20 protein-coding genes, 1 rRNA gene and 1 pseudogene (1 of these 22 running past the window's edge) are annotated in these 20,264 nt (G+C 61.0%); 14 read left to right on the top strand and 8 right to left on the bottom strand.

Annotated elements, in window-relative coordinates; genetic code table 11:
- A 23S ribosomal RNA gene (locus ELH03_RS38785) occupies positions 1-84 on the bottom strand (it extends 2,716 nt beyond the left edge of the window).
- A 384-nt stretch (positions 85-468) separates the two neighbouring features.
- Between ELH03_RS38785 and lhpI the strand changes: the two genes are divergently transcribed.
- The 4 genes from lhpI to ELH03_RS21885 all read left to right on the top strand — a co-directional run bounded on the left by lhpI (position 469) and on the right by ELH03_RS21885 (position 5,876).
- Complete coding sequence (gene lhpI, locus ELH03_RS21900) at positions 469-1,416, top strand: bifunctional Delta(1)-pyrroline-2-carboxylate/Delta(1)-piperideine-2-carboxylate reductase (RefSeq protein ID WP_128405537.1); 948 nt, start codon at positions 469-471, stop codon at positions 1,414-1,416.
- A complete protein-coding gene (gene hrpB, locus ELH03_RS21895) occupies positions 1,413-3,878 on the top strand; it encodes an ATP-dependent helicase HrpB (protein ID WP_130766639.1) in 2,466 nt (821 codons plus the stop codon). Before lhpI ends, hrpB begins: the two co-directional genes overlap by 4 nt.
- A 23-nt stretch (positions 3,879-3,901) precedes the next feature.
- Positions 3,902-5,230 (top strand): ActS/PrrB/RegB family redox-sensitive histidine kinase, encoded by a 1,329-nt coding sequence (locus ELH03_RS21890; protein WP_018448440.1) that lies wholly within the window; start codon positions 3,902-3,904, stop codon positions 5,228-5,230.
- A 67-nt stretch (positions 5,231-5,297) separates the two neighbouring features.
- Complete coding sequence (locus ELH03_RS21885; RefSeq protein ID WP_130766638.1) at positions 5,298-5,876, top strand: ActR/PrrA/RegA family redox response regulator transcription factor; 579 nt, start codon at positions 5,298-5,300, stop codon at positions 5,874-5,876.
- A 23-nt stretch (positions 5,877-5,899) separates the two neighbouring features.
- Here the strand turns inward: ELH03_RS21885 and ELH03_RS21880 are convergent, their stop codons facing one another.
- Positions 5,900-6,394 (bottom strand): MmcB family DNA repair protein, encoded by a 495-nt coding sequence (locus tag ELH03_RS21880; protein WP_027682292.1) that lies wholly within the window; start codon positions 6,392-6,394, stop codon positions 5,900-5,902.
- A 179-nt stretch (positions 6,395-6,573) separates the two neighbouring features.
- On the opposite strand from ELH03_RS21880, the gene ELH03_RS21875 reads away from it, so the two are divergent.
- Positions 6,574-7,257 (top strand): L,D-transpeptidase, encoded by a 684-nt coding sequence (locus ELH03_RS21875; RefSeq protein WP_012759588.1) that lies wholly within the window; start codon positions 6,574-6,576, stop codon positions 7,255-7,257.
- Between the two features lie 300 nt (positions 7,258-7,557).
- Here ELH03_RS21875 and ELH03_RS21865 read toward each other — a convergent pair whose 3' ends face one another.
- The 6 genes and pseudogenes from ELH03_RS21865 to hslV form a co-directional block, all read right to left on the bottom strand.
- Entirely contained in the window at positions 7,558-9,729 is a 2,172-nt protein-coding gene (locus tag ELH03_RS21865) for a malate synthase G (RefSeq protein ID WP_128405564.1), read from the bottom strand.
- Positions 9,730-9,814: 85 nt separating this feature from the next.
- Positions 9,815-11,227 (bottom strand): cytochrome P450, encoded by a 1,413-nt coding sequence (locus tag ELH03_RS21860; RefSeq protein ID WP_128410355.1) that lies wholly within the window; start codon positions 11,225-11,227, stop codon positions 9,815-9,817.
- A 47-nt stretch (positions 11,228-11,274) separates the two neighbouring features.
- The gene (locus ELH03_RS21855) at positions 11,275-12,222 is read right to left on the bottom strand and encodes a DUF1402 family protein (protein ID WP_128403846.1); all 948 of its coding nucleotides are present in this window, start codon (positions 12,220-12,222) and stop codon (positions 11,275-11,277) included.
- A 292-nt stretch (positions 12,223-12,514) separates the two neighbouring features.
- Complete coding sequence (gene hslU, locus ELH03_RS21850; protein WP_011649875.1) at positions 12,515-13,822, bottom strand: ATP-dependent protease ATPase subunit HslU; 1,308 nt, start codon at positions 13,820-13,822, stop codon at positions 12,515-12,517.
- Positions 13,819-13,911: pseudogene (locus ELH03_RS38675) on the bottom strand (GNAT family N-acetyltransferase); the annotation flags it as partial. The gene hslU and the pseudogene ELH03_RS38675, both read right to left, overlap by 4 nt.
- Positions 13,912-13,941: 30 nt before the next feature.
- Positions 13,942-14,469: an ATP-dependent protease subunit HslV gene (gene hslV / locus ELH03_RS21840; RefSeq protein WP_018244195.1), complete on the bottom strand. Its 528-nt coding sequence runs from the start codon at positions 14,467-14,469 to the stop codon at positions 13,942-13,944.
- Positions 14,470-14,759: 290 nt separating this feature from the next.
- Between hslV and hisB the strand changes: the two genes are divergently transcribed.
- The 9 genes from hisB (at position 14,760) to coaA (ending at position 20,261) form a co-directional block, all read left to right on the top strand.
- Complete coding sequence (gene hisB / locus ELH03_RS21835) at positions 14,760-15,368, top strand: imidazoleglycerol-phosphate dehydratase HisB (RefSeq protein ID WP_003544176.1); 609 nt, start codon at positions 14,760-14,762, stop codon at positions 15,366-15,368.
- Positions 15,369-15,390: 22 nt separating this feature from the next.
- On the top strand, positions 15,391-15,876 hold the full coding sequence (locus ELH03_RS21830) for a DUF2628 domain-containing protein (RefSeq protein WP_128403847.1): 486 nt from the start codon (positions 15,391-15,393) through the stop codon (positions 15,874-15,876).
- A gap of 2 nt (positions 15,877-15,878) precedes the next feature.
- On the top strand, positions 15,879-16,529 hold the full coding sequence (hisH, locus tag ELH03_RS21825; protein ID WP_128403848.1) for an imidazole glycerol phosphate synthase subunit HisH: 651 nt from the start codon (positions 15,879-15,881) through the stop codon (positions 16,527-16,529).
- A gap of 120 nt (positions 16,530-16,649) precedes the next feature.
- Positions 16,650-16,832 (top strand): hypothetical protein, encoded by a 183-nt coding sequence (locus ELH03_RS21820; protein WP_128403849.1) that lies wholly within the window; start codon positions 16,650-16,652, stop codon positions 16,830-16,832.
- Entirely contained in the window at positions 16,829-17,386 is a 558-nt protein-coding gene (locus ELH03_RS21815; protein WP_130766636.1) for a hypothetical protein, read from the top strand. Before ELH03_RS21820 ends, ELH03_RS21815 begins: the two co-directional genes overlap by 4 nt.
- Before the next feature lie 6 nt (positions 17,387-17,392).
- On the top strand, positions 17,393-18,139 hold the full coding sequence (gene hisA / locus ELH03_RS21810; RefSeq protein WP_130766635.1) for a 1-(5-phosphoribosyl)-5-[(5-phosphoribosylamino)methylideneamino]imidazole-4-carboxamide isomerase: 747 nt from the start codon (positions 17,393-17,395) through the stop codon (positions 18,137-18,139).
- Entirely contained in the window at positions 18,140-18,928 is a 789-nt protein-coding gene (gene hisF / locus ELH03_RS21805) for an imidazole glycerol phosphate synthase subunit HisF (protein WP_105007797.1), read from the top strand.
- 17 nt (positions 18,929-18,945) lie between these two features.
- Positions 18,946-19,269 carry a phosphoribosyl-ATP diphosphatase gene (locus tag ELH03_RS21800; protein WP_017995608.1) on the top strand — a complete coding sequence of 108 codons (324 nt, stop codon included), beginning with the start codon at positions 18,946-18,948 and terminating at the stop codon, positions 19,267-19,269.
- Positions 19,266-20,261 (top strand): type I pantothenate kinase, encoded by a 996-nt coding sequence (gene coaA, locus ELH03_RS21795; RefSeq protein WP_027682303.1) that lies wholly within the window; start codon positions 19,266-19,268, stop codon positions 20,259-20,261. Before ELH03_RS21800 ends, coaA begins: the two co-directional genes overlap by 4 nt.
- Positions 20,262-20,264 lie beyond the last annotated feature (3 nt).

Below are 20,264 nucleotides of genomic sequence, written 5' to 3'. Positions count from 1 at the left end.
CCACGTTTCTCTTTCTTCACAATATTCAATTGTCAAATAACAGACAGCCCTAAGCCGTCGACAAAACCCGTTCCAAACTCGCGCCCAGAACACAAACCAGCAATCCGCTAATCCGCTTGAGTTTCTTTAGAACGAAAGACTTCGTCGCCAGCAGCGCCGCCGCCCTCGTTCAGTGAGTGGGCTTATAGAACTAACCCATTAGAACAGTCAACACACCCAACCAAAGTTTTTTGACATTTTTGTAACAGGTTGAAAATGAAGGGCTTTTGGCGCTCATCTCCAGAAACGACCAAATTCGCCGCCCGAATGGGTGGTTTTTGAGATTCGTTTTCGCCGAATCCCGAAGAATGGCTTCGGCGAGGGAGACAAGGTTTATATGGGGAGCCTGGCGCGGAATTCCAGGGTGCTTGCCTATGCCGCGCCTCACTCGCTAGTTTGGCGATGAAGAACGATGCGGCGGAGTGAAGAATGCTTGTCCTTGATGAAGAACAGACGCGCGCGGCCCTGCCCTGGCCGGAACTGATCGAGGCGATCGCCCGCATGTTCCAGAGCGAATGCGTGATGCCGGTGCGCCATCACCATGAGATGGAGGTACCGGATGAGGAGAGCGCCACACTGCTCTTGATGCCGGCTTGGGTTCCCGGACGCTATGCCGGGGTGAAGACGGTCTCGGTCTTTCCAGGCAATGTGCGGCGGGGCCTGCCAGCGATCTTCGGAACCTATCTTCTTTCCTCCGGCGCCACCGGCGAGATGCTTGCTGCAATCGACGGCGGCGAGTTGACCGCGCGGCGGACGGCGGCGGCATCGGCGCTGGCGGCCCGACATCTCGCCCGCCCTGACGCGGAAGAGTTGCTCGTCTGCGGAACCGGGCGGCTGTCGCTCAACCTGATGCTTGCCCACGGCACGACCCGGCCGATCAAGAGGTACCGGGTCTGGGGCCGCAACGGCCAAGCGGCGGAAAAGATCGCAGCCGAAGCCCGGGCGCTCGGCCTGAATGCCGAGGCGGTCGCGGATGCTGAAGCCGCAGTGCGGACAGCGGACATCATTTCCTGCGCCACGCTTTCCAGCGAGCCGCTGATATCAGGCGAATGGCTGAAGCCCGGCGCCCACCTCGATCTCGTCGGCGCCTTCAAGCCGAGCATGCGCGAAAGCGACGACGAGGCCATCCGTCGTGCTTCGATTTATGTCGATACCCGCGCTGGCGCCATCAGCGAGGCGGGCGACATCGTCCAGCCGCTGAAAAGCGGCGTGCTGAAGGAAGGCGACATCAGGGCTGAGCTTGCGGAACTTGTCAGCGGTGCCCATGGCGGACGAAGCCATGACGCTGAGATCACGCTGTTCAAGTCGGTCGGAGCGGCTTTGGAGGATCTCGCCGGCGCCATTCTTGCCTATGAGACAGTGACGGGCCGAAAGTGACAATCAGTGCATCCTTGCCGGAACTTCCGGTTTCACATGTCCTGCCGGCCGTCGCTGCTGCGCTGGACGAGCAAAAACGCGCCATTCTTTCCGCCCCGCCCGGCGCCGGCAAGACGACGCTGGTGCCGCTCTACCTGCTCGGCCAGGCCTGGCGCGGCGACGGCAAGATCATCCTGCTGGAGCCACGTCGGCTGGCGGCGCGGGCAGCGGCAGGCCGGATGGCGTCGCTGATCGGCGAACAGGTCGACGGGACGGTCGGCTACCGCATGCGCCTCGACAACAGGATATCGGCAGCGACACGGATCGAAGTGGTGACCGAAGGGGTTTTTGCCCGGATGATCCTCGACGATCCGGAACTGACCGGTGTCTCGGTCGTCATCTTCGACGAATTCCACGAGCGTTCGCTGGACGCAGACTTCGGACTCGCACTGGCGCTCGACGTCCAGTCGGCGCTGCGCGACGATCTGCGTATCCTCGTGATGTCGGCGACCCTCGACGTCGAACGCGTGGCCGCCCTGCTCGACCACCCACCGGTGATCGAAAGCCTCGGGCGCAGCTTTCCGATCGATATCCGTTACCAGGATCGGCCGGGCGGTGAGCGCATCGAGGATGCGGTCACACGGGCGATACTCGATGCTCATGCCAATGAGGCCGGCTCGATCCTCGCTTTCCTGCCCGGCCAAGCGGAAATCACCCGCACCGTAGAACGCCTGCAGGGACGATTCGGAGCCGAGACGCTGATTGCGCCGCTCTACGGCAATCTCAGCCAGAAGGAGCAGGATGCGGCGATCCGGCCGGCATCCCAGGGGACACGCAAGATCGTGCTTGCAACATCAATCGCAGAAACATCGATCACCATCGACGGCGTCAGGATCGTGATCGACAGCGGCTTGCAGCGTCTGCCGGTGTTCGAGGCCTCGACCGGAATCACACGGCTGGAGACGGTGCGCGTGTCGCGGGCTTCCGCCGATCAGCGGGCGGGCCGCGCCGGACGAACGGAGCCGGGCATCGCCGTCAGGCTGTGGCACCAGGGACAGACGGCGGCATTGCCGGCCTTCACACCGCCGCAGATCCTTTCCAGCGATCTCTCGGGGCTGGTGCTCGACCTCGCGCATTGGGGCGTTCAAGATCCGGCATCGCTTGCCTTCGTCGATCAGCCGCCGGAAACGACGCTGAGGGAGGCGCGGGTTCTGCTTAGCCAGCTCGGCGCCCTCGACAAGGACGGCGCGCTGACGGCGCGCGGCAAGGTCATGCGCGATCTCGCTTTGCCGCCGCGACTTGCCGCCATGGTCGTCTCGGCCGGAGAAGCGGGATACGCACGGGATGCGGCGATGATCGCCGTGCTTCTCACCGAACAGGGGCTCGGCGGAACGAGTATCGATATCGAGGAGCGGTTGCGACGCTTCAAGGCCGAGCGGGGCGAGAGAGCGGAGGCTTCAAGGCGGCTGGCAGGACGGCTGGCAAGCGGCCTCGACAGAGTTGCCGCAACGGCGCCGACGCTTGCAGGCCAACTGCTGCTGCATGCGTTCCCAGATCGAATTGCACTTCAGCGCGGCGGGCGCGGCCGATTCGTGATGGCGAACGGGCGTGGAGCGGAGCTACCGGAAACCGAGAGGCTGGCCGGCAGCCAGATGCTAGTGATTGCCGACCTGACCGGACGGGCAGCCCAGGCGCGGGTTCTGGCGGCAGCCGAGGTGACACGCGGCGACATCGAAGCCGAGTTGCCGGGCGAGATCAAAACTGGGGACCAGATATTCTTCGACCGGCAGAGCCGGAAAGTCAGGGCGCGGCGGGCAACCCGGCTCGGCGCGATTGTCTTCGAAGAGACGCCTTTGCCGCGCCCGTCCGGGGCAGCAGTCACCCAGGCGCTGGTGGAGGGTGTGCGCGAGCTGGGGCTCGATCAGCTTGCCTTCTCGAAGGAGGCCATGCAGCTTCGCGAGCGGATCGGATTCCTTCACCGGACGATCGGCGAACCTTGGCCTGATGTCAGCGATAAAGCCCTGCTATCCCGGCTGGATGACTGGTTCGCACCCTTTCAGACCGAGGCCCGCGGCCTTTCCGAGATTTCCGCAGCCGGGCTTTCGAACGGGCTGATGTCTTTGGTGCCGCACGAATTGCAGCGCGACCTTAGCCGGCTTGCGCCGACCCATTTCGAAGCGCCGACCGGCCAAAGGCATCCGATCCAGTATGAGGGCGAGGAGCCGGTGCTGACGATCCGCGTACAGGAGCTGTTTGGACTGAAGCAGCATCCAGCCATTGCCGGCGGCCGCCTGCCGCTGCTGCTCGAGCTCACCTCGCCGGCGCACCGGCCGATCCAGACGACACGCGACCTGCCGGGCTTCTGGGCCGGCTCGTGGAAGGATGTGCGTGCTGATATGCGCGGGCGCTATCCCCGGCATCCCTGGCCGGAGCGGCCGGAAGATGCGTTGCCGACGACACGGGCAAAACCGCGTGGTACATGAGGGCCGTTCAAGGAGCCCCCGGCATGATCGACAAGCCTAGCATGATCGACAACACGGAAGGCTATACGCTGGAGGACCGGCACAACAGCCGCAGGCTACGCCTGCAGACACTGGTGCGGCTGCGCTGGCTTGCCGTAGGCGGACAGGCGCTGACGGTTTTCATCGTTGCCTTCTGGCTGAAATTTCCTCTGCCGCTGATTGCCAGCTCTTCGCTGATCGCCGCCCTTGCCTGGGTGAATTTCTACCTGACGATCCGCTATCCGCCGACGCATCGGCTGGAACCGCCGGCCGCCTTTGCGCTGCTCGGCTTCGACCTCTTGCAGCTCTGCGCGCTGCTCTTCATCACCGGCGGCCTTGCCAATCCTTTCGCGGCGCTCGTCTGCGTGCCCGTCATCATCTCCTTTGCTTCGCAGCCGATCCGCTACAGCACCGCGCTGATCGGCTTTGCGATGGTCTGCATCACGGTGCTTGCCTTTTCGCCCTTTCCGCTGCCCTGGTTCGACGGGGTCGAGATCAATGTGCACAACGTCATGCAGTTCGGTGTCTGGTGCTCGATTGCCTCGACGATGGCATTCGCCGCCTTCTATGCCTACCGGGTCTCGATGGAAGCGAGCCAGCTTGCCGATGCGCTGGCTGCTACCGAACTGGTGCTGCAGCGGGAAAAGCATCTGTCGCAACTCGACGGGCTGGCGGCTGCGGCCGCCCATGAACTCGGAACGCCGCTTGCGACGATCAGCGTCGTCGCCAAGGAAATGGAGCGGGAACTCAAGGATGACGATCGTTTCCGCGAGGACGTGATGCTGCTGCGCAGCCAGAGCGAACGCTGCCGTGACATCCTGCGGCGGCTGACGACGCTTTCCTCCGAAGGCGAGGCGCATATGCGCCGCCTGCCGCTTTCCTCGATGATCGAGGAGATCGTCGCCCCGCACCGGGAGTTCGGTATCGCTCTCGAACTCATCGAAAAGAGCCCTCGCAAGGGTGAGCCGGTCACCGACCGCAATGCCGGCATCATGTACGGGCTCGGCAACCTGATCGAAAACGCCGTCGACTATGCGCGGGAGAAAGTGATCGTCACTGTCGAGCACGATCACGACAAAGTGCTGATCGTCATCGAGGATGATGGCAACGGTTATGCGCCTGACATACTGACGCGGATCGGCGAACCCTATGTGACCAAGCGGCAGAAGGAGGATACGGCTGGCGGCCTCGGGCTTGGACTTTTCATCGCCAAGACGTTGCTGGAGCGCTCCGGTGCATCGCTGGTTTTCGAGAACCGCGATCCGGAAAGTGCGGGCGCGCGTATCCGAATTGAATGGCCGCGCATGCTGATCGACGCAAATTCGACAAAATGACTTTGTCGGCATAAACAGGATATAGCGGTTGACGCAGATCGGGCGCTCAACCGCCGGGACCGAGACGATGACAGAACAGAATCATGACAATATCGCCGCGTCGGACGAGGATCATATCGGTCCCGACGCCAGCCTGTTGATCGTCGACGACGACGGGCCGTTCTTGCGCCGCCTGGCACGGGCGATGGAGACGCGCGGCTTCCAGGTGGAGACGGCCGAATCAGTGGCGGAGGGCGTTGCGAAATCGAAAGGCAGGCCGCCGAAATATGCGGTGGTTGACCTTCGGCTCGGCGACGGCAATGGGCTCGACGTCATCGAGGCGATCCGTCAGCGGCGCGACGACACCAGGATCATCGTGCTGACCGGCTACGGCAATATTGCGACGGCGGTAACGGCCGTGAAGCTCGGCGCCGTCGATTATCTTGCAAAGCCTGCGGATGCCGACGAAGTGTTTTCGGCGCTGACACAGCGGCCGGGTGAAAAGGCTGAGCTTCCCGAAAATCCGATGTCGGCCGATCGCGTGCGCTGGGAACACATCCAGCGGGTGTATGAAATGTGCGAGCGCAATGTTTCCGAAACGGCGCGCCGGCTCAACATGCACCGGCGGACGCTGCAGCGTATCCTTGCCAAACGCGCGCCGAAATAGACGAACACCTCGCGCGCTTATACTTAAACATCGTCCACAGTGAACGGTTTTCCGCTCGCCCATTCGGCCATCATCAGCCTTTGTGCGGCGGCACGCGAGAAGTTGAGCGTGACGGATTTGCGCGTGGCCGGCGCCATTCGGTGTTCCGGCGCCTCGCGAATCATATGGGCTCCATAACCATCCGACAGGAACAGCCCGCATTCCTCGGGAAAGATCTCCAGCGGCACATCCTTGTGAGTCGCAAAGAATAGACGGTCGCAATGCAGCCTGTATTCCGGCCATTTGCGATCCACCCTGAAATCTTCGATCGACGTCTTAATTTCGATTATCCAGACCTCGCCCTTTTCCGAAAGAGTGATCAGATCGGCGCGGCGGCCGCTGGCCAGCGGCAGTTCGGGCAGCACGGCGTGGCGCATTTCATGCAGCAATATCTGCGTTCCGCGCCGTACCATCATGGCCCTGTCCGATTGCCGGCCATCGATTAACGGATTGTTATTGTAAACGCTCAAAATCGTCATGGATAACCATCAGAGGGGCTGGCGTGTTGTTGCAAAAAAACCATGCGCTTCTAATTTGCGCGGCAGACGGATTTGTCGCGCTGCAGTAGCCTTGCAAAGCGCAAGTTAATCGAAAATAAACCATAATCAACGATGGTCGAAAGACCGTTCTCCTTGCCCCAAAACTTCAAGAGTCATCCATGCGCATCTGCAATGCATTCCCTGTATTTGGCCTGCTGGCGACGCTCGCCCTGGCCGGTTGCTCCACGACATCAGACAGCGCATCCGTCGACGACAAGGGCGCAGGCCCGACGGTACAGACAGCACAGATCTTCAACGACGCCTACGGCGTGACGAAGGACGCCGGATACTCCCTGCCGGCGATCCCGATCGATAGGGTCAAGCCGCAGTTCCGCCGCCAGGTCGTCAGCTACCAGACCACCGAGCGTCCCGGTACGATCATCGTCAACACGCGCGAGCGCTTCCTCTATTACATCCTGGCCAACGGCAAAGCGATGCGCTACGGCATCGGCGTCGGCAAGCAGGGCTTCGCATGGGCCGGCACCGCCTACGTCGCCTGGAAGCAGGAATGGCCGAACTGGCACCCGCCAAAGGAAATGGCGGTCCGCCGGCCCGATCTCGCCAAGTACGTCGAAGACGGCATGGGCCCGGGCCTCACCAATCCTCTCGGCGCGCGCGCCATGTATCTCTTCAACGAGGACGGCAAGGACACGCTCTTCCGCTTGCACGGCACGCCGGAATGGGCCTCGATCGGCACCGCCGCTTCCTCGGGCTGCATTCGCCTGATGAACCAGGATGTCATCGACCTGTACAGCCGCGTCCGTCCCGGCAAGGGCACGTCCAAGGTCGTCGTCATTCAGTAAGCTAATTGCCGAATTCGGTATAAAAAAGGCCGCCGGAGTCGTCCCGGCGGCCTTTTCTTAGAGCCTTTCCTGGTCAGATTGAATCATTCTGCCGGAGCAGGTTTTCGTCAGGGCAGAGGCGATTGGCGAAGGGCATACCCCTTGGTACGTCCGAGCCGATCGCCTCTGATCCTGGCGCAAAGATGCCCGGCCCTTCGGGTTGGCTGAAACGGGCCGGCTGATCGACCGACCATCCGACTCCGTTTGAGCCAACAGAATGCTTCAAGCTGACCAGGAAAGGCTCTATTCTCCGTCAAGCCGTCACGCGGCCTGTTTCGCCTTGAGCTCGAGGCGACGGCGGTGCAGCACCGGCTCGGTGTAGCCGTTCGGCTGTTCCCTACCCTTCAGGACGAGATCGAGGGCAGCCTGGAAGGCGATCGAATCGTCGAAATTGCCGGCCATCGGCTGGTAGGCGGGATCCGACGCATTCTGCCCGTCGACGACGGCGGCCATGCGTTTCATCGTCTCGACGATCTGAGCTTCGGTGACGACCTTGTGATAGAGCCAGTTCGCCATATGCTGGGCCGAAATGCGCAGCGTCGCGCGATCTTCCATCAGGCCGACATTGTTGATGTCGGGCACCTTCGAGCAGCCGACGCCCTGATCGACCCAGCGCACGACGTAGCCGAGAATGCCCTGGGCATTGTTATCGAGCTCGCGCTGGATTTCCTCCGGCGTCCAGTTCGGCCGCACCGCAACCGGCACGGAGAGAATGTCGGAGAGCTTGGCGCGAGCGCGGTCCTTCAGCCCCTGCTGAACACGGGCGACATTGACCCGGTGATAATGGGTGGCATGCAGGGTTGCGGCCGTCGGCGACGGCACCCAGGCGGTGTTGGCGCCGGACTTCGGGTGGGCGATCTTCTGTTCGAGCATCGCCGCCATCAGATCCGGCATCGCCCACATACCCTTGCCGATCTGGGCGTGGCCGGAAAGGCCGCATTCGAGGCCGATGTCGACGTTCCAGTTCTCATAAGCGGAAATCCAGGCCGCCTGCCGCATGTCGCCCTTGCGAATCATCGGACCGGCTTCCATCGACGTGTGGATCTCATCGCCGGTCCGATCGAGGAAGCCGGTATTGATGAAGACGACGCGATCGCGGGCAGAGCGGATGCATTCCTTGAGGTTGACGGTCGTGCGGCGTTCCTCATCCATGATGCCCATCTTGATGGCATTGCGCGGCAGGCCAAGCGCATCTTCGACCCGCGAGAAGATTTCGACGGCGAAGGCGACCTCTTCGGGCCCATGCATCTTCGGCTTGACCACATACATGGAGCCGTTGCGGGAATTCTTCTTCCGGCCGGCCGGGCCAATATCGTAAAGCGCGATCAAGCCGGTGATCACAGCATCCATAATGCCTTCAGGCACTTCGTTGCCGTCGCGGTCGAGGATCGCTGGATTGGTCATGAGGTGGCCGACATTGCGCACCAGCATCAGCGAGCGGCGATGCACCTCGAAGGAGCTACCGTCCGGACCGGCATATTGCAGATCCGGGTTGAGCTTGCGGACGAAGCTTGTTCCGCCCTTTGCCACCTCTTCCTGCAGGTCGCCCTTCATCAGGCCGAGCCAGTTGCGATAGACGACGACCTTGTCCTCGGCATCGACAGCGGCAATCGAATCCTCGCAGTCCATGATTGTCGTAATTGCCGATTCCAGCCAGACATCGGAAATATCAGCCGGATCGGCTTTTCCGATCGTCGTCGTCGCATCGATGACGATTTCGATGTGAATGCCGTTGTTCTTCAGGAGAATATGCGTGGGAGCGGCGGCGTCACCGCGATAGCCGGCAAAATGTTTGTCGTCCGTCAGCATTGCCTGCTCGCCATCGATCGATCTGACGACCAGCGCTCCATCCTTGACGGCGAAGCTTCCGACGTCCTTCCAGCGGCAGTCCTGCAGCGGCACTGATGTATCGAGGAAATCGCGCACCCAGGCGATGACCTTCTCGCCGCGCTTCCGATTGTAGCCCTTGCCCTTTTCGGCGCCGTCGCTCTCGGGAATCGCGTCCGTGCCGTAGAGCGCATCATAGAGCGAACCCCAGCGGGCATTGGCGGCGTTCAGGGCATAGCGGGCATTCATGACGGGAACGACGAGCTGCGGGCCGGCGATCGAGGCGATCTCCGGATCGACGTTTTGGGTCGAAACCTGGAAGTCCGATCCCTCAGGCAGGAGATAGCCGATTTCGCGGAGGAAGGACTGGTAGTCGTCCATATCCGCAGGGGCGCCATGCCGGCGGTACCAGTCGTCGATCTTTACCTGCAGGTCGTCACGTTTTGCCAGCAGCGCACGATTCTTCGGGGCGAGATCGTGGACGATCGCCGAAAAATCGGCAAAGAACTTGTCCGCATCGACCGCCAGACCCGGCAGCACCTCCTTGACGAGGAAATCATGAAGGACGGTTTCGATGGCAAGACCGTTCTTATCAACGCGGCTCATGCGACATTCTCCCTGGCAACGACTTTGAATGCTGCCACTTTGCCCGGCTTTCATTCACAGTCAATTCTGCAATAATTCGAAAGATTTATGCCTTTGTGGAAATTATGCGCGGTGTCACGCGCATCGGCAGCCCGTTCTGCGGCTGCGTCGTCAGCTTCTGCACCGGCCAGGGGTTGGTCTGATCGGTGGAATCGAAACGATAGCGATGCATCAGCACGGCAAGGGCGATCACCGCCTCCTGAAGTGCAAATGTTGCACCGATGCAGACACGCGGACCGGCGCCGAAAGGCAGGAACTGGAAACGGCCGATAGAGCCGCGATTTTCCGGCAGGAAGCGTTCGGGCATAAAGGCTCGCGGCCTGTCCCAATGAAGTTCGTGGCGATGCAACGTCCAGGGCATGATCAGCACCGTGACACCGGCCTCGAGCTCGACCCGCTCGCCCATGGGGCTTGTCCAGGAATCATCTGATATGGCGGCGCGATTGATGGATGGCGCCGGCGGATAGAGGCGCAAAGTCTCCTCAAAGGCGGCGCGCGTCTGCGGCATCATATCCAGCCATTCCACTGGTTCAGCCCCAGTGGCAAGCACCGCGTCGATTTCTTCTTCCATCGCCTCGCGGATATGCGGGCTGTTCGATACGCAATACAGCGTCCAGGCCAACGCCCGGGCTGTGGTCTCATGCCCCGCGCCGATGAAGGTCAGAATATTGTCTTCGATCTCCTCCTTCGTCAGCCCCTCGGGGCCGGCCTGTTCCAGGAGCAGGGTCAGGAAATCCTCGGGCGCGGTGCTGCGATTCGCTTTCATCTTTGCGAGCCGCATATCCATCGTGTTGCGCACAATGGCGCGGAATTTCTCCAGCACTTTCTGGCCGCCGATGCGTGTCACACGTGGAACCCAGGACGGAGCGCGCATCAGATCCATCGGATCGACGCGGCCCATGCGATGCAGGAGTTCATTGACATCGTCGGCGAAATGGCCGCTCGAGGTGACGATTTCGCCGGAGAACAACGTATCGGCGAGAACCGCGAAGGTCAGCTCGGTCATGTCGGTGCTGATATCGAAAATTGCGCCTGTCTCGTCCGCGCTCTCATATTTACGGACATAGTCTTCGGACTGGCGCAGCATCTGCCCGGCGAAGCCTTGGGCGTGGCGAGGCGTGAAAACAGGCGCCACCGCCTTGCGTGATCTTTTCCAGACCGAACCTTCGGCGGTCAGAAGGCCGTCGCGGAGGATCGGACGCAGGACGAGTTGGCGCACATCCGACATGCGGTAATTATTGGCATTGTCGACCAGCACATGTTTGATAAGGCCGGGATCGTTGACGATCAGCGTCCTCTGGCCGAAGAAATTGGTGCGGATCCAGGGCAGCGTGTAGGACGGCTCGCCCCAGAGTTCGAGCGGATTGCGCAGAATGATGCGAATGATTTCCAGCCGGCTCGGCGGTACGGTACGCGGCAGCGGTGCTGGCGGAACGAAGGGGTCCGGACGCATGTCCATCGTAAAAGCCTTTCGGGGAAGATCTAAGCTTCCCGGCAAGCTTGAAGCTAGAGCAGGCCCTTAAGTTCGTCCAGCTTGTCGTTGATCAGCCAGCCGTAATAATTCTCTTCCGGCCAGACCGTCGTACCGGCGCCGCGGTTCTTCGCAGCAAGTGCTGCGGCGCGCTGGCGCGAATTGCCGACATTATAAAGCGTCGCCGTCAGGCCGGGATTACCCGAGATATCCATGCCGGCGATCTCCTTGTAGTCGTCGATCGACCTGCGGATCGAAGCCGCGACGAAGGCGAGCGAGATATCGGGATCCATGATGGCCTTGTAGACGGCGCCGGCATTCTTCTCATTCAGCTTCGGATAACCCGACACGCGGGTCACGAGATCGGAGAGCATCAGCGCCGTCAGCGGATTGACCTGGCCGAGGCCGAAGGTCTGACCGGCATAGAAGGGCTGGAAGAAGACCGCGCTGAAGCGGTTGTTGGGGAAACTCTTGCCGCCTACCGTCTTGCCGCGGAAATCGCTTTCCCAGACATCTTCGCGGCAGGACCAGAGCGTGTAGGAATCGCTCTTGCCTTTGCATTCGGAAAATTGCGGCCGCGCCACGAATTCGTCGACGCTTTCGCCGTCATAAGCGAAGCGGAAGCTTTCTCCGGCATAGGAGGCCGCCTTGACATAATAGGCCTGCAGCCGGTCGTAGGCGTCGACATTATAGGTGTGTTCGCCGACGATCGCGCCGACGACATGGATGGGATTGATGCCGTAGGCGCTGGAGATCTTCCGGATCTTGCCCATGAGCTCGCGATCGGTCGCCAGAAGCTCATGAACCTTTTCGTATTTCAGATCGAAGCTGCTCTTGGTGCCCTTGGTGCGCCTGATGGAAGCGCCCGGAATATCGGGTTGCTCGGCGTGACGATTGCCCGCCGGCACCGTCTGCATTGCGAAGGCGGGCGCCGAATTCACCAGGGCAACGGCAATCATAAGGCTTGTCAAAAGGCGTCGCACGATCCGTTATCCCGTCCGTTCCATCGTCCTGTTTGCGATGCGGCTGCCTGGACCAGAATCTTGGCCGAATAAAGCCGGAGCAGAAAACAAAACGGGCCTTCACTACAGCGCCGCGCGTCTTTTCAGACGCGCAAAGGACGCTGTAGCACTTTGAATTGCTGCATAATTTTATCCCTAAATCGATTTCGATTTAGGGAATTATGCAGTAGAAAGTAAAAGGCCCGCTGTCGAGAGTCGCGTTCGTCACAATCCGGCATTCATACCGGGAAAGACATGAACCGGTGCGCCGATATCACAGAATGAAGCGCGACAAGTCGGTGTTCTGTGCGAGATCGCCGACATGCTCGCGCACATAGGCGGCATCGATCGTCACGGCAGTCCCGCCCCGATCCGGCGCGTTATAGGAAATATCGTCGAGCACCCGCTCCATGACCGTCTGCAGGCGGCGTGCGCCGATGTTTTCGACGGAAGAGTTCAGATGCACGGCGACATCGGCAAGCGCGTCGATCGCGTCGTCGGTGAATTCAAGGCTCAGGCTTTCGGTTTCCATCAGTGCGCGGTACTGACGGATGAGGCTCGCTTCCGTCTCGGTCAGGATCCGACGGAAATCATCCTTGTTCAACGGACGCAATTCGACACGGATCGGCAGGCGGCCCTGCAGTTCCGGCAGAAGATCCGAGGGCTTGGAGACATGGAAGGCGCCGGAGGCGATGAAGAGGATGTGGTCTGTCTTCACCGGTCCGTACTTGGTCGAAACGGTCGTGCCTTCAACGAGCGGCAAGAGGTCGCGCTGGACACCTTCGCGCGAAACGCCGGCGCCCATGCCACCGTCGCGGGCGGCGATCTTGTCGATTTCGTCGAGGAAGACGATCCCGTCATTCTCGGTGGAGCGAACGGCTTCGCGCTGGATCACTTCGTTGTCGATGAGCTTGTCGGATTCGTCGCGGATCAGGTCGCTGTAGGAGGCCTTGACTGTGGTGCGGACCTTCTTGGTGCGGCCGCCCATCGCCTTGCCGAACATTTCCGACAGGTTCAGCACGCCGATATTGGCGCCCGGCATGCCGGGAATTTCAAAGCCTCCCATGCCGGAACCGGCATCGGCCACCTCGATATCGATTTCCTTGTCGTCGAGTTCGCCATCCCTCAGCTTCTTGCGGAAGTTTTCGCGGGTGGCGGGCGAAGCGGTGGTGCCAACCAGCGCATCGAGAACACGCTCCTCGGCGCTCACATGCGCCTTGGCCTGCACCTCGGCCCGCTTCTTCTCGCGCACCAGACCGATGCCGACCTCGACCAGATCGCGGATGATCTGCTCGACATCGCGGCCGACATAGCCGACTTCGGTGAACTTGGTGGCTTCCACCTTGATGAAGGGTGCGCCGGCGAGTTTTGCCAGGCGGCGGGAGATCTCGGTCTTGCCGACACCGGTCGGGCCGATCATCAGAATGTTCTTCGGCATGACTTCATCGCGCAGGCTCGGGTCGAGCTGCTGGCGGCGCCAGCGGTTGCGCAGCGCAATCGCGACGGCGCGTTTGGCATCATGCTGGCCGATGATGTAGCGATCGAGCTCAGAAACGATCTCGCGGGGGGAAAAAGTCGTCATTGGGTGTTATTCTCCTGGCGGTCCAGGGCCATTAGCAGCGCCCGGCCGTAATTCGTCGTTGTTTCGCCAAGTCCTCGAAGGCCTGTTCGTCTAGGCCAAGCGGCCAGAAGGCATGGAGTTCAGCCTTCAACATCCAAGGATTCCACCACGATATTGTGGTTCGTGTAGACGCAGATGTCGGCGGCGATATCGAGGGCGCGGCGAGCAATCTCTTCAGCCGATTTGTCAGTATCCATAAGCGCACGGGCGGCGGCCAAGGCAAAATTGCCGCCCGAACCGATCGCCGTCGTGCCATGCTCAGGCTCCAGGACGTCGCCGTTGCCGGTGATCGCCAGCGTGATCGACTTGTCGGCGACCAGCATCATGGCTTCGAGATTACGCAGGTATTTGTCGGTGCGCCAGTCCTTGGCGAGCTCGACGGCGGCGCGCATCAATTGACCGGGATATTGCTCAAGCTTCTTTTCAAGTCTTTCGAGCAGGGTAAAGGCATCGGCAGTGGCGCCGGCGAAACCGGCGACGACTTCGCCCTTGCCGATACGGCGCACCTTGCGGGCATTGCCCTTCATGACGGTCTGGCCGAGGCTCACCTGGCCGTCGCCCGCCATCACTACCTTGCCGCCTTTTCGAACTGTAATGATTGTTGTCATAAAACACCTGTCCGCCCATGACGCGGGCCGTTACGCTAGAGCATGATGCCGAAAAGTGTGAAGCGGTTTTCGGACGACATCATGCTCCATTTCTTTGATTTAGATCCGGATTCAGATCTTAGGCCGATGGGCCTAAGATCATCCTGATCTAGGCCGCACACCGGCCTTGTTGGGCCCTATGTAAGTGGGCCGAGGCAGATTGCAAATGGGCCGGCTTTTCTCTTGCCCGGCTTCTGGATATTTCCCGATGCGCCTGATAAGGAACGCCCTTATTCCCGATGGAGGGCCATATGGCCGAGACCGCAGCAAGCCGCACGGGCAGCGTTTCCCGCAAGACCAACGAAACCTCGATTTCCGTTTCCGTCAATCTCGACGGCACCGGCAAATCGACGATTTCGACGGGCGTCGGCTTCTTCGACCATATGCTCGACCAGCTTTCGCGACACTCCCTCATCGACATGGAGATCGATGCCAAGGGCGACCTGCATATCGATGACCACCATACGGTCGAAGATACGGGCATCGCCATCGGCCAGGCGATCTCCAAGGCGCTCGGCGACCGGCGCGGCATCACCCGCTACGCATCGATCGATCTCGCCATGGACGAGACGATGACCAAGGCTGCCGTCGATCTTTCCGGCCGGCCGTTCCTCGTCTGGAATGTCGCCTTCAGCGCGCCGAAGATCGGCACTTTCGACACCGAGCTCGTTCGTGAATTCTTCCATGCGCTCGCCCAGAATGCCGGCATCACCTTGCATATTCTCAACCATTATGGTGCCAACAACCATCATATTGCCGAGACATGCTTCAAGGCCGTTGCCCGCGCGTTGCGCACGGCGACAGAGATCGATCCGAGACAGGCGGGCCGTGTTCCCTCGACCAAGGGCACGCTCGTCTGAGCCCTTCGAGGGAGCGGCGACAATGACATCCAGCTATATCTTCCTGACGCCGCCCGGCAGCACGAGCGCCACGGCGGACGAGACGCGAACCATCCGCGACGGCTTCACGCTGCTCGGCTTCCTGTTTCCATGGGCTTGGCTGCTGGCACATCGGCTTTGGCTGCACGCGGCGGCCGCCTTTCTGCTGCAGGGGATTGGTGGTGTGCTGATGGACGAACCGGGCCTCGGGCCGGCGGGAGCGGCAATCCTCCTGGGTGTGAATATGCTGGTCGGTCTCGAGGGCCAGAATTTCCGTGTCCGCAAGCTTGCCGCCAAGGGCTGGAACGAAGACGCACTCATTGCAGCCGATACGATCGGCATTGCTGAGCAGATCTATTTCTCGGACAGGGCTGTAATCGCGGATAGCGACGACGCCGCGGCACCGGACTGGCAGAACAGGGCTCGTCCGAACAGCCCGCACGGCCATGGCACATCGCTTGGTCTCTTTGGTTTTGATGGAGGACGCTGACGATGCGCGTCGCAATTATCGACTATGGCTCCGGTAACCTGCGCTCGGCGACCAAGGCTTTCGAGCGTGCCGCGCGCGAAGCGGGCATCGATGCCCATATCGATCTCACCGACAGGGCGGAGGACGTTGCCGTGGCCGATCGTATCGTGCTTCCCGGTGTCGGCGCCTATGCCGATTGCCGGCGCGGTCTCGATGCCGTGCCTGGGATGGCCGAGGTGTTGATCGAGGCTGTCGAGAAGAAGGCACGGCCGTTCCTCGGCATTTGCGTCGGCATGCAGCTCATGTCCTCGCGCGGCCTCGAGAAGACCGTGACGCACGGCTTTAACTGGATTCCCGGTGACGTCGTCGAGATGACGCCGGATGATCCTGCGCTCAAGATCCCGCAGATCGGCTGGAACACGCTCGACCTCAAGCGCGACCATCCGCTCTTCGAGGGAATTCCGACAGGGTCGCAGGGGCTACATGCTTATTTTGTGCATTCCTACCATCTTGCCGCCGAAGACGCCGAGGATGTCATTGCGACGACCGACTATGGCGGTTCGATGACCGCTTTCGTCGGGCGCGACAACATGGTCGGCGCGCAGTTTCACCCGGAAAAGAGCCAGAAGCTCGGCCTGGCCCTGATCGGCAATTTCCTGCGCTGGAACCCGTAGTTCACGCAATTCCGGACACAAAACCGCTGCGCAGTTTTGCTGGAATTGCTCCAAGGGCTGGCTTTTAATACAGCCGCCTTATTTCCTCTGTATGGAAACGGCGGAACAGGAGTGCGCTCGATGCCGGCTTCACGGAAATCAGGCAAGGTGTTCTACACGTTGCGGCCCTCCAGGGAAGGCTTGCCTGCCTTTTCTGACATCAAGCTTCCCGGCGGCACGATCATCCGCCGTGTCGACGAAGCCATCCACAGACGAGCGCTTTCCAATGCAGCCAAGGCGCTGAAAGAAAGGCTGGACCGATGATCCATGAATCGCTCCCCGCAAACGACAGTTCGGGCCGGCGGCAAAACGGGATCAGCGCCAGCGACATCGCCGAGGCCGTGCTGGAATTCTATATCGAAGGCGAGGACGATCTGATCGGCCTGCTCGCCTACGCACTCTACGAGCGTCAAAAGCGCGATTTCGTTCTCAGCCATCGCAAGCGAAATGCCGGCCGTTCGCCCGACGAGGCCGAACTTGCCGCCGTCAACAGCAATTATCTCTCGACCGACCTGCGCAATACGCTGCGCGACCGCGCCTCGCAGATCCTTTCGAGTTATGCCGAAACCTATGTCGAGGCGATGGAGCCGCAGATCCGGCTGACTGCCGTCAACAACGATGCACTGCGCCAGGTGCGAGACATCGAGAAATCGATGAAGAGGCGCCTGGGCTTCTGGCGCCAGGTCCGGGCCGGCTTTGCCGTCACCCTGCTGCTTCTTCTGCTTTTCGGCGCGGCTACCATTGCCGCTGTCTTTTTCCGCTCGGATATCGTAGATGCGTGGAATGCGCTGATGGTATCGACCACTCTACGGACGTAAGACGACATGATCCTTTTTCCCGCGATCGACCTGAAAGGCGGCCAATGTGTCCGCCTGAAGCTCGGCGACATGCAGCAGGCGACTGTCTACAATACCGATCCGGCCGCCCAGGCGAGATCCTTCGAAGATCAGGGTTTCGAATGGCTGCATGTGGTCGATCTCGACGGCGCCTTCGCGGGACATTCGGCCAATGGCGATGCCGTCGAAGCGATCCTCAAGGCAACTGACAATCCGGTGCAGCTCGGCGGCGGCATTCGCACGCTCGATCATATCGAGGCCTGGCTGTCGCGCGGGCTGCGGCGCGTCATTCTCGGCACCGTGGCGGTCAGAAATCCGGCGCTGGTCATCGAGGCCTGCCGGAAATTTCCTGGTCATGTCGCCGTTGGCATCGATGCCAAGGGCGGCAAGGTGGCGGTCGAGGGTTGGGCGGAGGCCTCCGAACTCGGTATCATCGAGCTCGCCAGAAAATTCGAGGGCGCCGGCGTCGCCGCGATCATCTACACCGATATCGACCGTGACGGCATCCTTGCCGGCATCAACTGGACCTCGACGCTGGAACTTGCCGACGCCGTTTCCATTCCCGTGATCGCATCGGGCGGCCTTGCCTCTCTCGACGATGTCAGGCGCATGCTGGAGCCCGATGCGCGAAAACTGGAAGGGGTGATTTCAGGCCGTGCGCTTTATGACGGCCGTATCGATCCTAAGGAAGCGCTGGCGCTGATCAAGGCGACCCGGGCCAAGGAGACCGCATAAATGACCCTCAAGGCTCGTGTCATCCCCTGCCTCGACGTCAAGGACGGCCGCGTCGTCAAGGGCGTCAACTTCCTCAATCTCGTCGATGCCGGCGATCCCGTCGAAGCCGCGAAGGCCTACGATGCGGCCGGCGCCGACGAACTCTGCTTCCTCGACATCACCGCTTCCTCGGACAATCGCGAGACGATCTTCGATGTCGTGTCGCGCACGGCCGACCAATGCTTCATGCCGCTGACGGTCGGCGGCGGGGTGCGTACCATCGCCGATATCCGCAAGCTGCTGCTGTGCGGCGCCGACAAGGTCTCGATCAATTCGGCAGCCGTCAGCAATCCCGACTTTGTCACTGAGGCGGCCGACAAGTTCGGCGACCAGTGCATCGTCGTCTCGATCGACGCCAAGCGCCGGCGCACCCAGGCGGTCGGCGGCGACAATCTCAGCGCCTGGGAAATCTATACCCATGGCGGCCGCAACGCGACCGGCATCGATGCCGTCGAATTCGCCCAGAAGATGGTGGCGCGTGGCGCCGGCGAGCTGCTGGTTACCTCGATGGACCGTGACGGCACCAAGGTCGGCTACGATCTGGAACTGACGCGGGCGATCGCCGATGCGGTGCGTGTGCCTGTCATCGCTTCCGGCGGCGTCGGCGATCTCGATGATCTCGTCGCCGGGATAAAGGAGGGCCACGCCAATGCCGTCCTCGCCGCGTCGATCTTCCACTTTGGCACCTATTCCGTCGGCGAGGCGAAGCACTATATGTCCAAGTGCGGCATCGACATGCGTCTCGACTGAACCTTGAAAGCGGACCTATGAGCGGATTTTCCCTTTCCGATCTCGAGAGCATCGTCGAAGAGCGATCGAAAGCTTCGCCGGAGCAATCCTGGACAGCCAAGCTCGTGGCCGCCGGCCAGCCGAAAGCGGCAAAGAAGCTCGGCGAAGAAGCGATCGAAGCCGTGATGGCGGCGGTGACGGGCGACCGCGACAATCTGACCTATGAGGCTGCCGATGTGCTCTATCATCTATTGGTCGTATTGAAGATTGCTGAAATACCGTTAGAGAATGTCATGGCCGAGCTCGAGCGCAGAACCGCGCAGTCCGGCCTCAAGGAAAAGGCCAGCCGGCAGAGTTCATGAGTATCGCGACTGAGATTATCGGGGTGCCGGAAACGTTGGATCACTTCCAGTCGGAATCCTATTCCCCCTACCACTTCTTCTCTTCCGAACAATGGGCAAAATTCCGCGCCGACACGCCGTTGACGCTGACCAGCGACGAGGTCAAACGGCTGCGTTCGATGGGCGATCCGATCGATCTCGACGAGGTCCGGCGGATCTATCTGTCGCTGTCACGACTGCTGTCGGCGCATGTCGAATCCTCGCAGATGCTGTTCGAACAACGCAACCGCTTCCTCAGCCTGTCCGATGTAACGAAGACGCCCTTCGTCATCGGCATCGCCGGCTCGGTCGCTGTGGGAAAATCGACCACCGCCCGCATCCTCAAGGAGCTCCTGGGGCGCTGGCCTTCCAGTCCGAAGGTCGATCTCGTCACCACCGACGGCTTCCTTCATCCGAACGCCGTGCTGCAGCGGGAAAAGCTGATGCAGCGCAAGGGCTTTCCGGAAAGCTACGACACGGCTTCGATCCTGCGTTTCCTCTCGGCCATCAAGGCCGGACAGCCGGACGTGAAGGCGCCCAGCTATTCGCACCTCGTCTACGACGTGCTGCCGGACGAATACAAGATCGTCGACCGGCCCGACATCCTGATCTTCGAAGGCATCAACGTGCTGCAGTCGCGCGACCTCCCTGCCGGCGGCAGGATCGTGCCGATGGTCTCCGACTTCTTCGACTTCTCGATCTATATCGATGCCGCGGAAGACGAGATCCACAACTGGTATGTCACGCGCTTCATGCGGCTGCGCGAGACCGCCTTCCGCGATCCGAATTCCTATTTCCATCGCTATGCGTCGATCAGCGACGCTGAAGCGCTCGAAATCGCCGAGGATCTTTGGGCAAACATCAACCTGAAGAACTTGCGCCAGAACATTCTGCCGACTCGTCCGCGCGCCGATCTCATCCTGAAAAAGGGCAAGGATCACCTGATCGAACAAGTCGCGCTGCGAAAACTATAGCGG

It is taken from the genome of Rhizobium beringeri, from assembly GCF_004306515.1.
Lineage (GTDB): Bacteria > Pseudomonadota > Alphaproteobacteria > Rhizobiales > Rhizobiaceae > Rhizobium > Rhizobium beringeri.
This window is presented reverse-complemented; position numbering and strand designations above follow the sequence as displayed.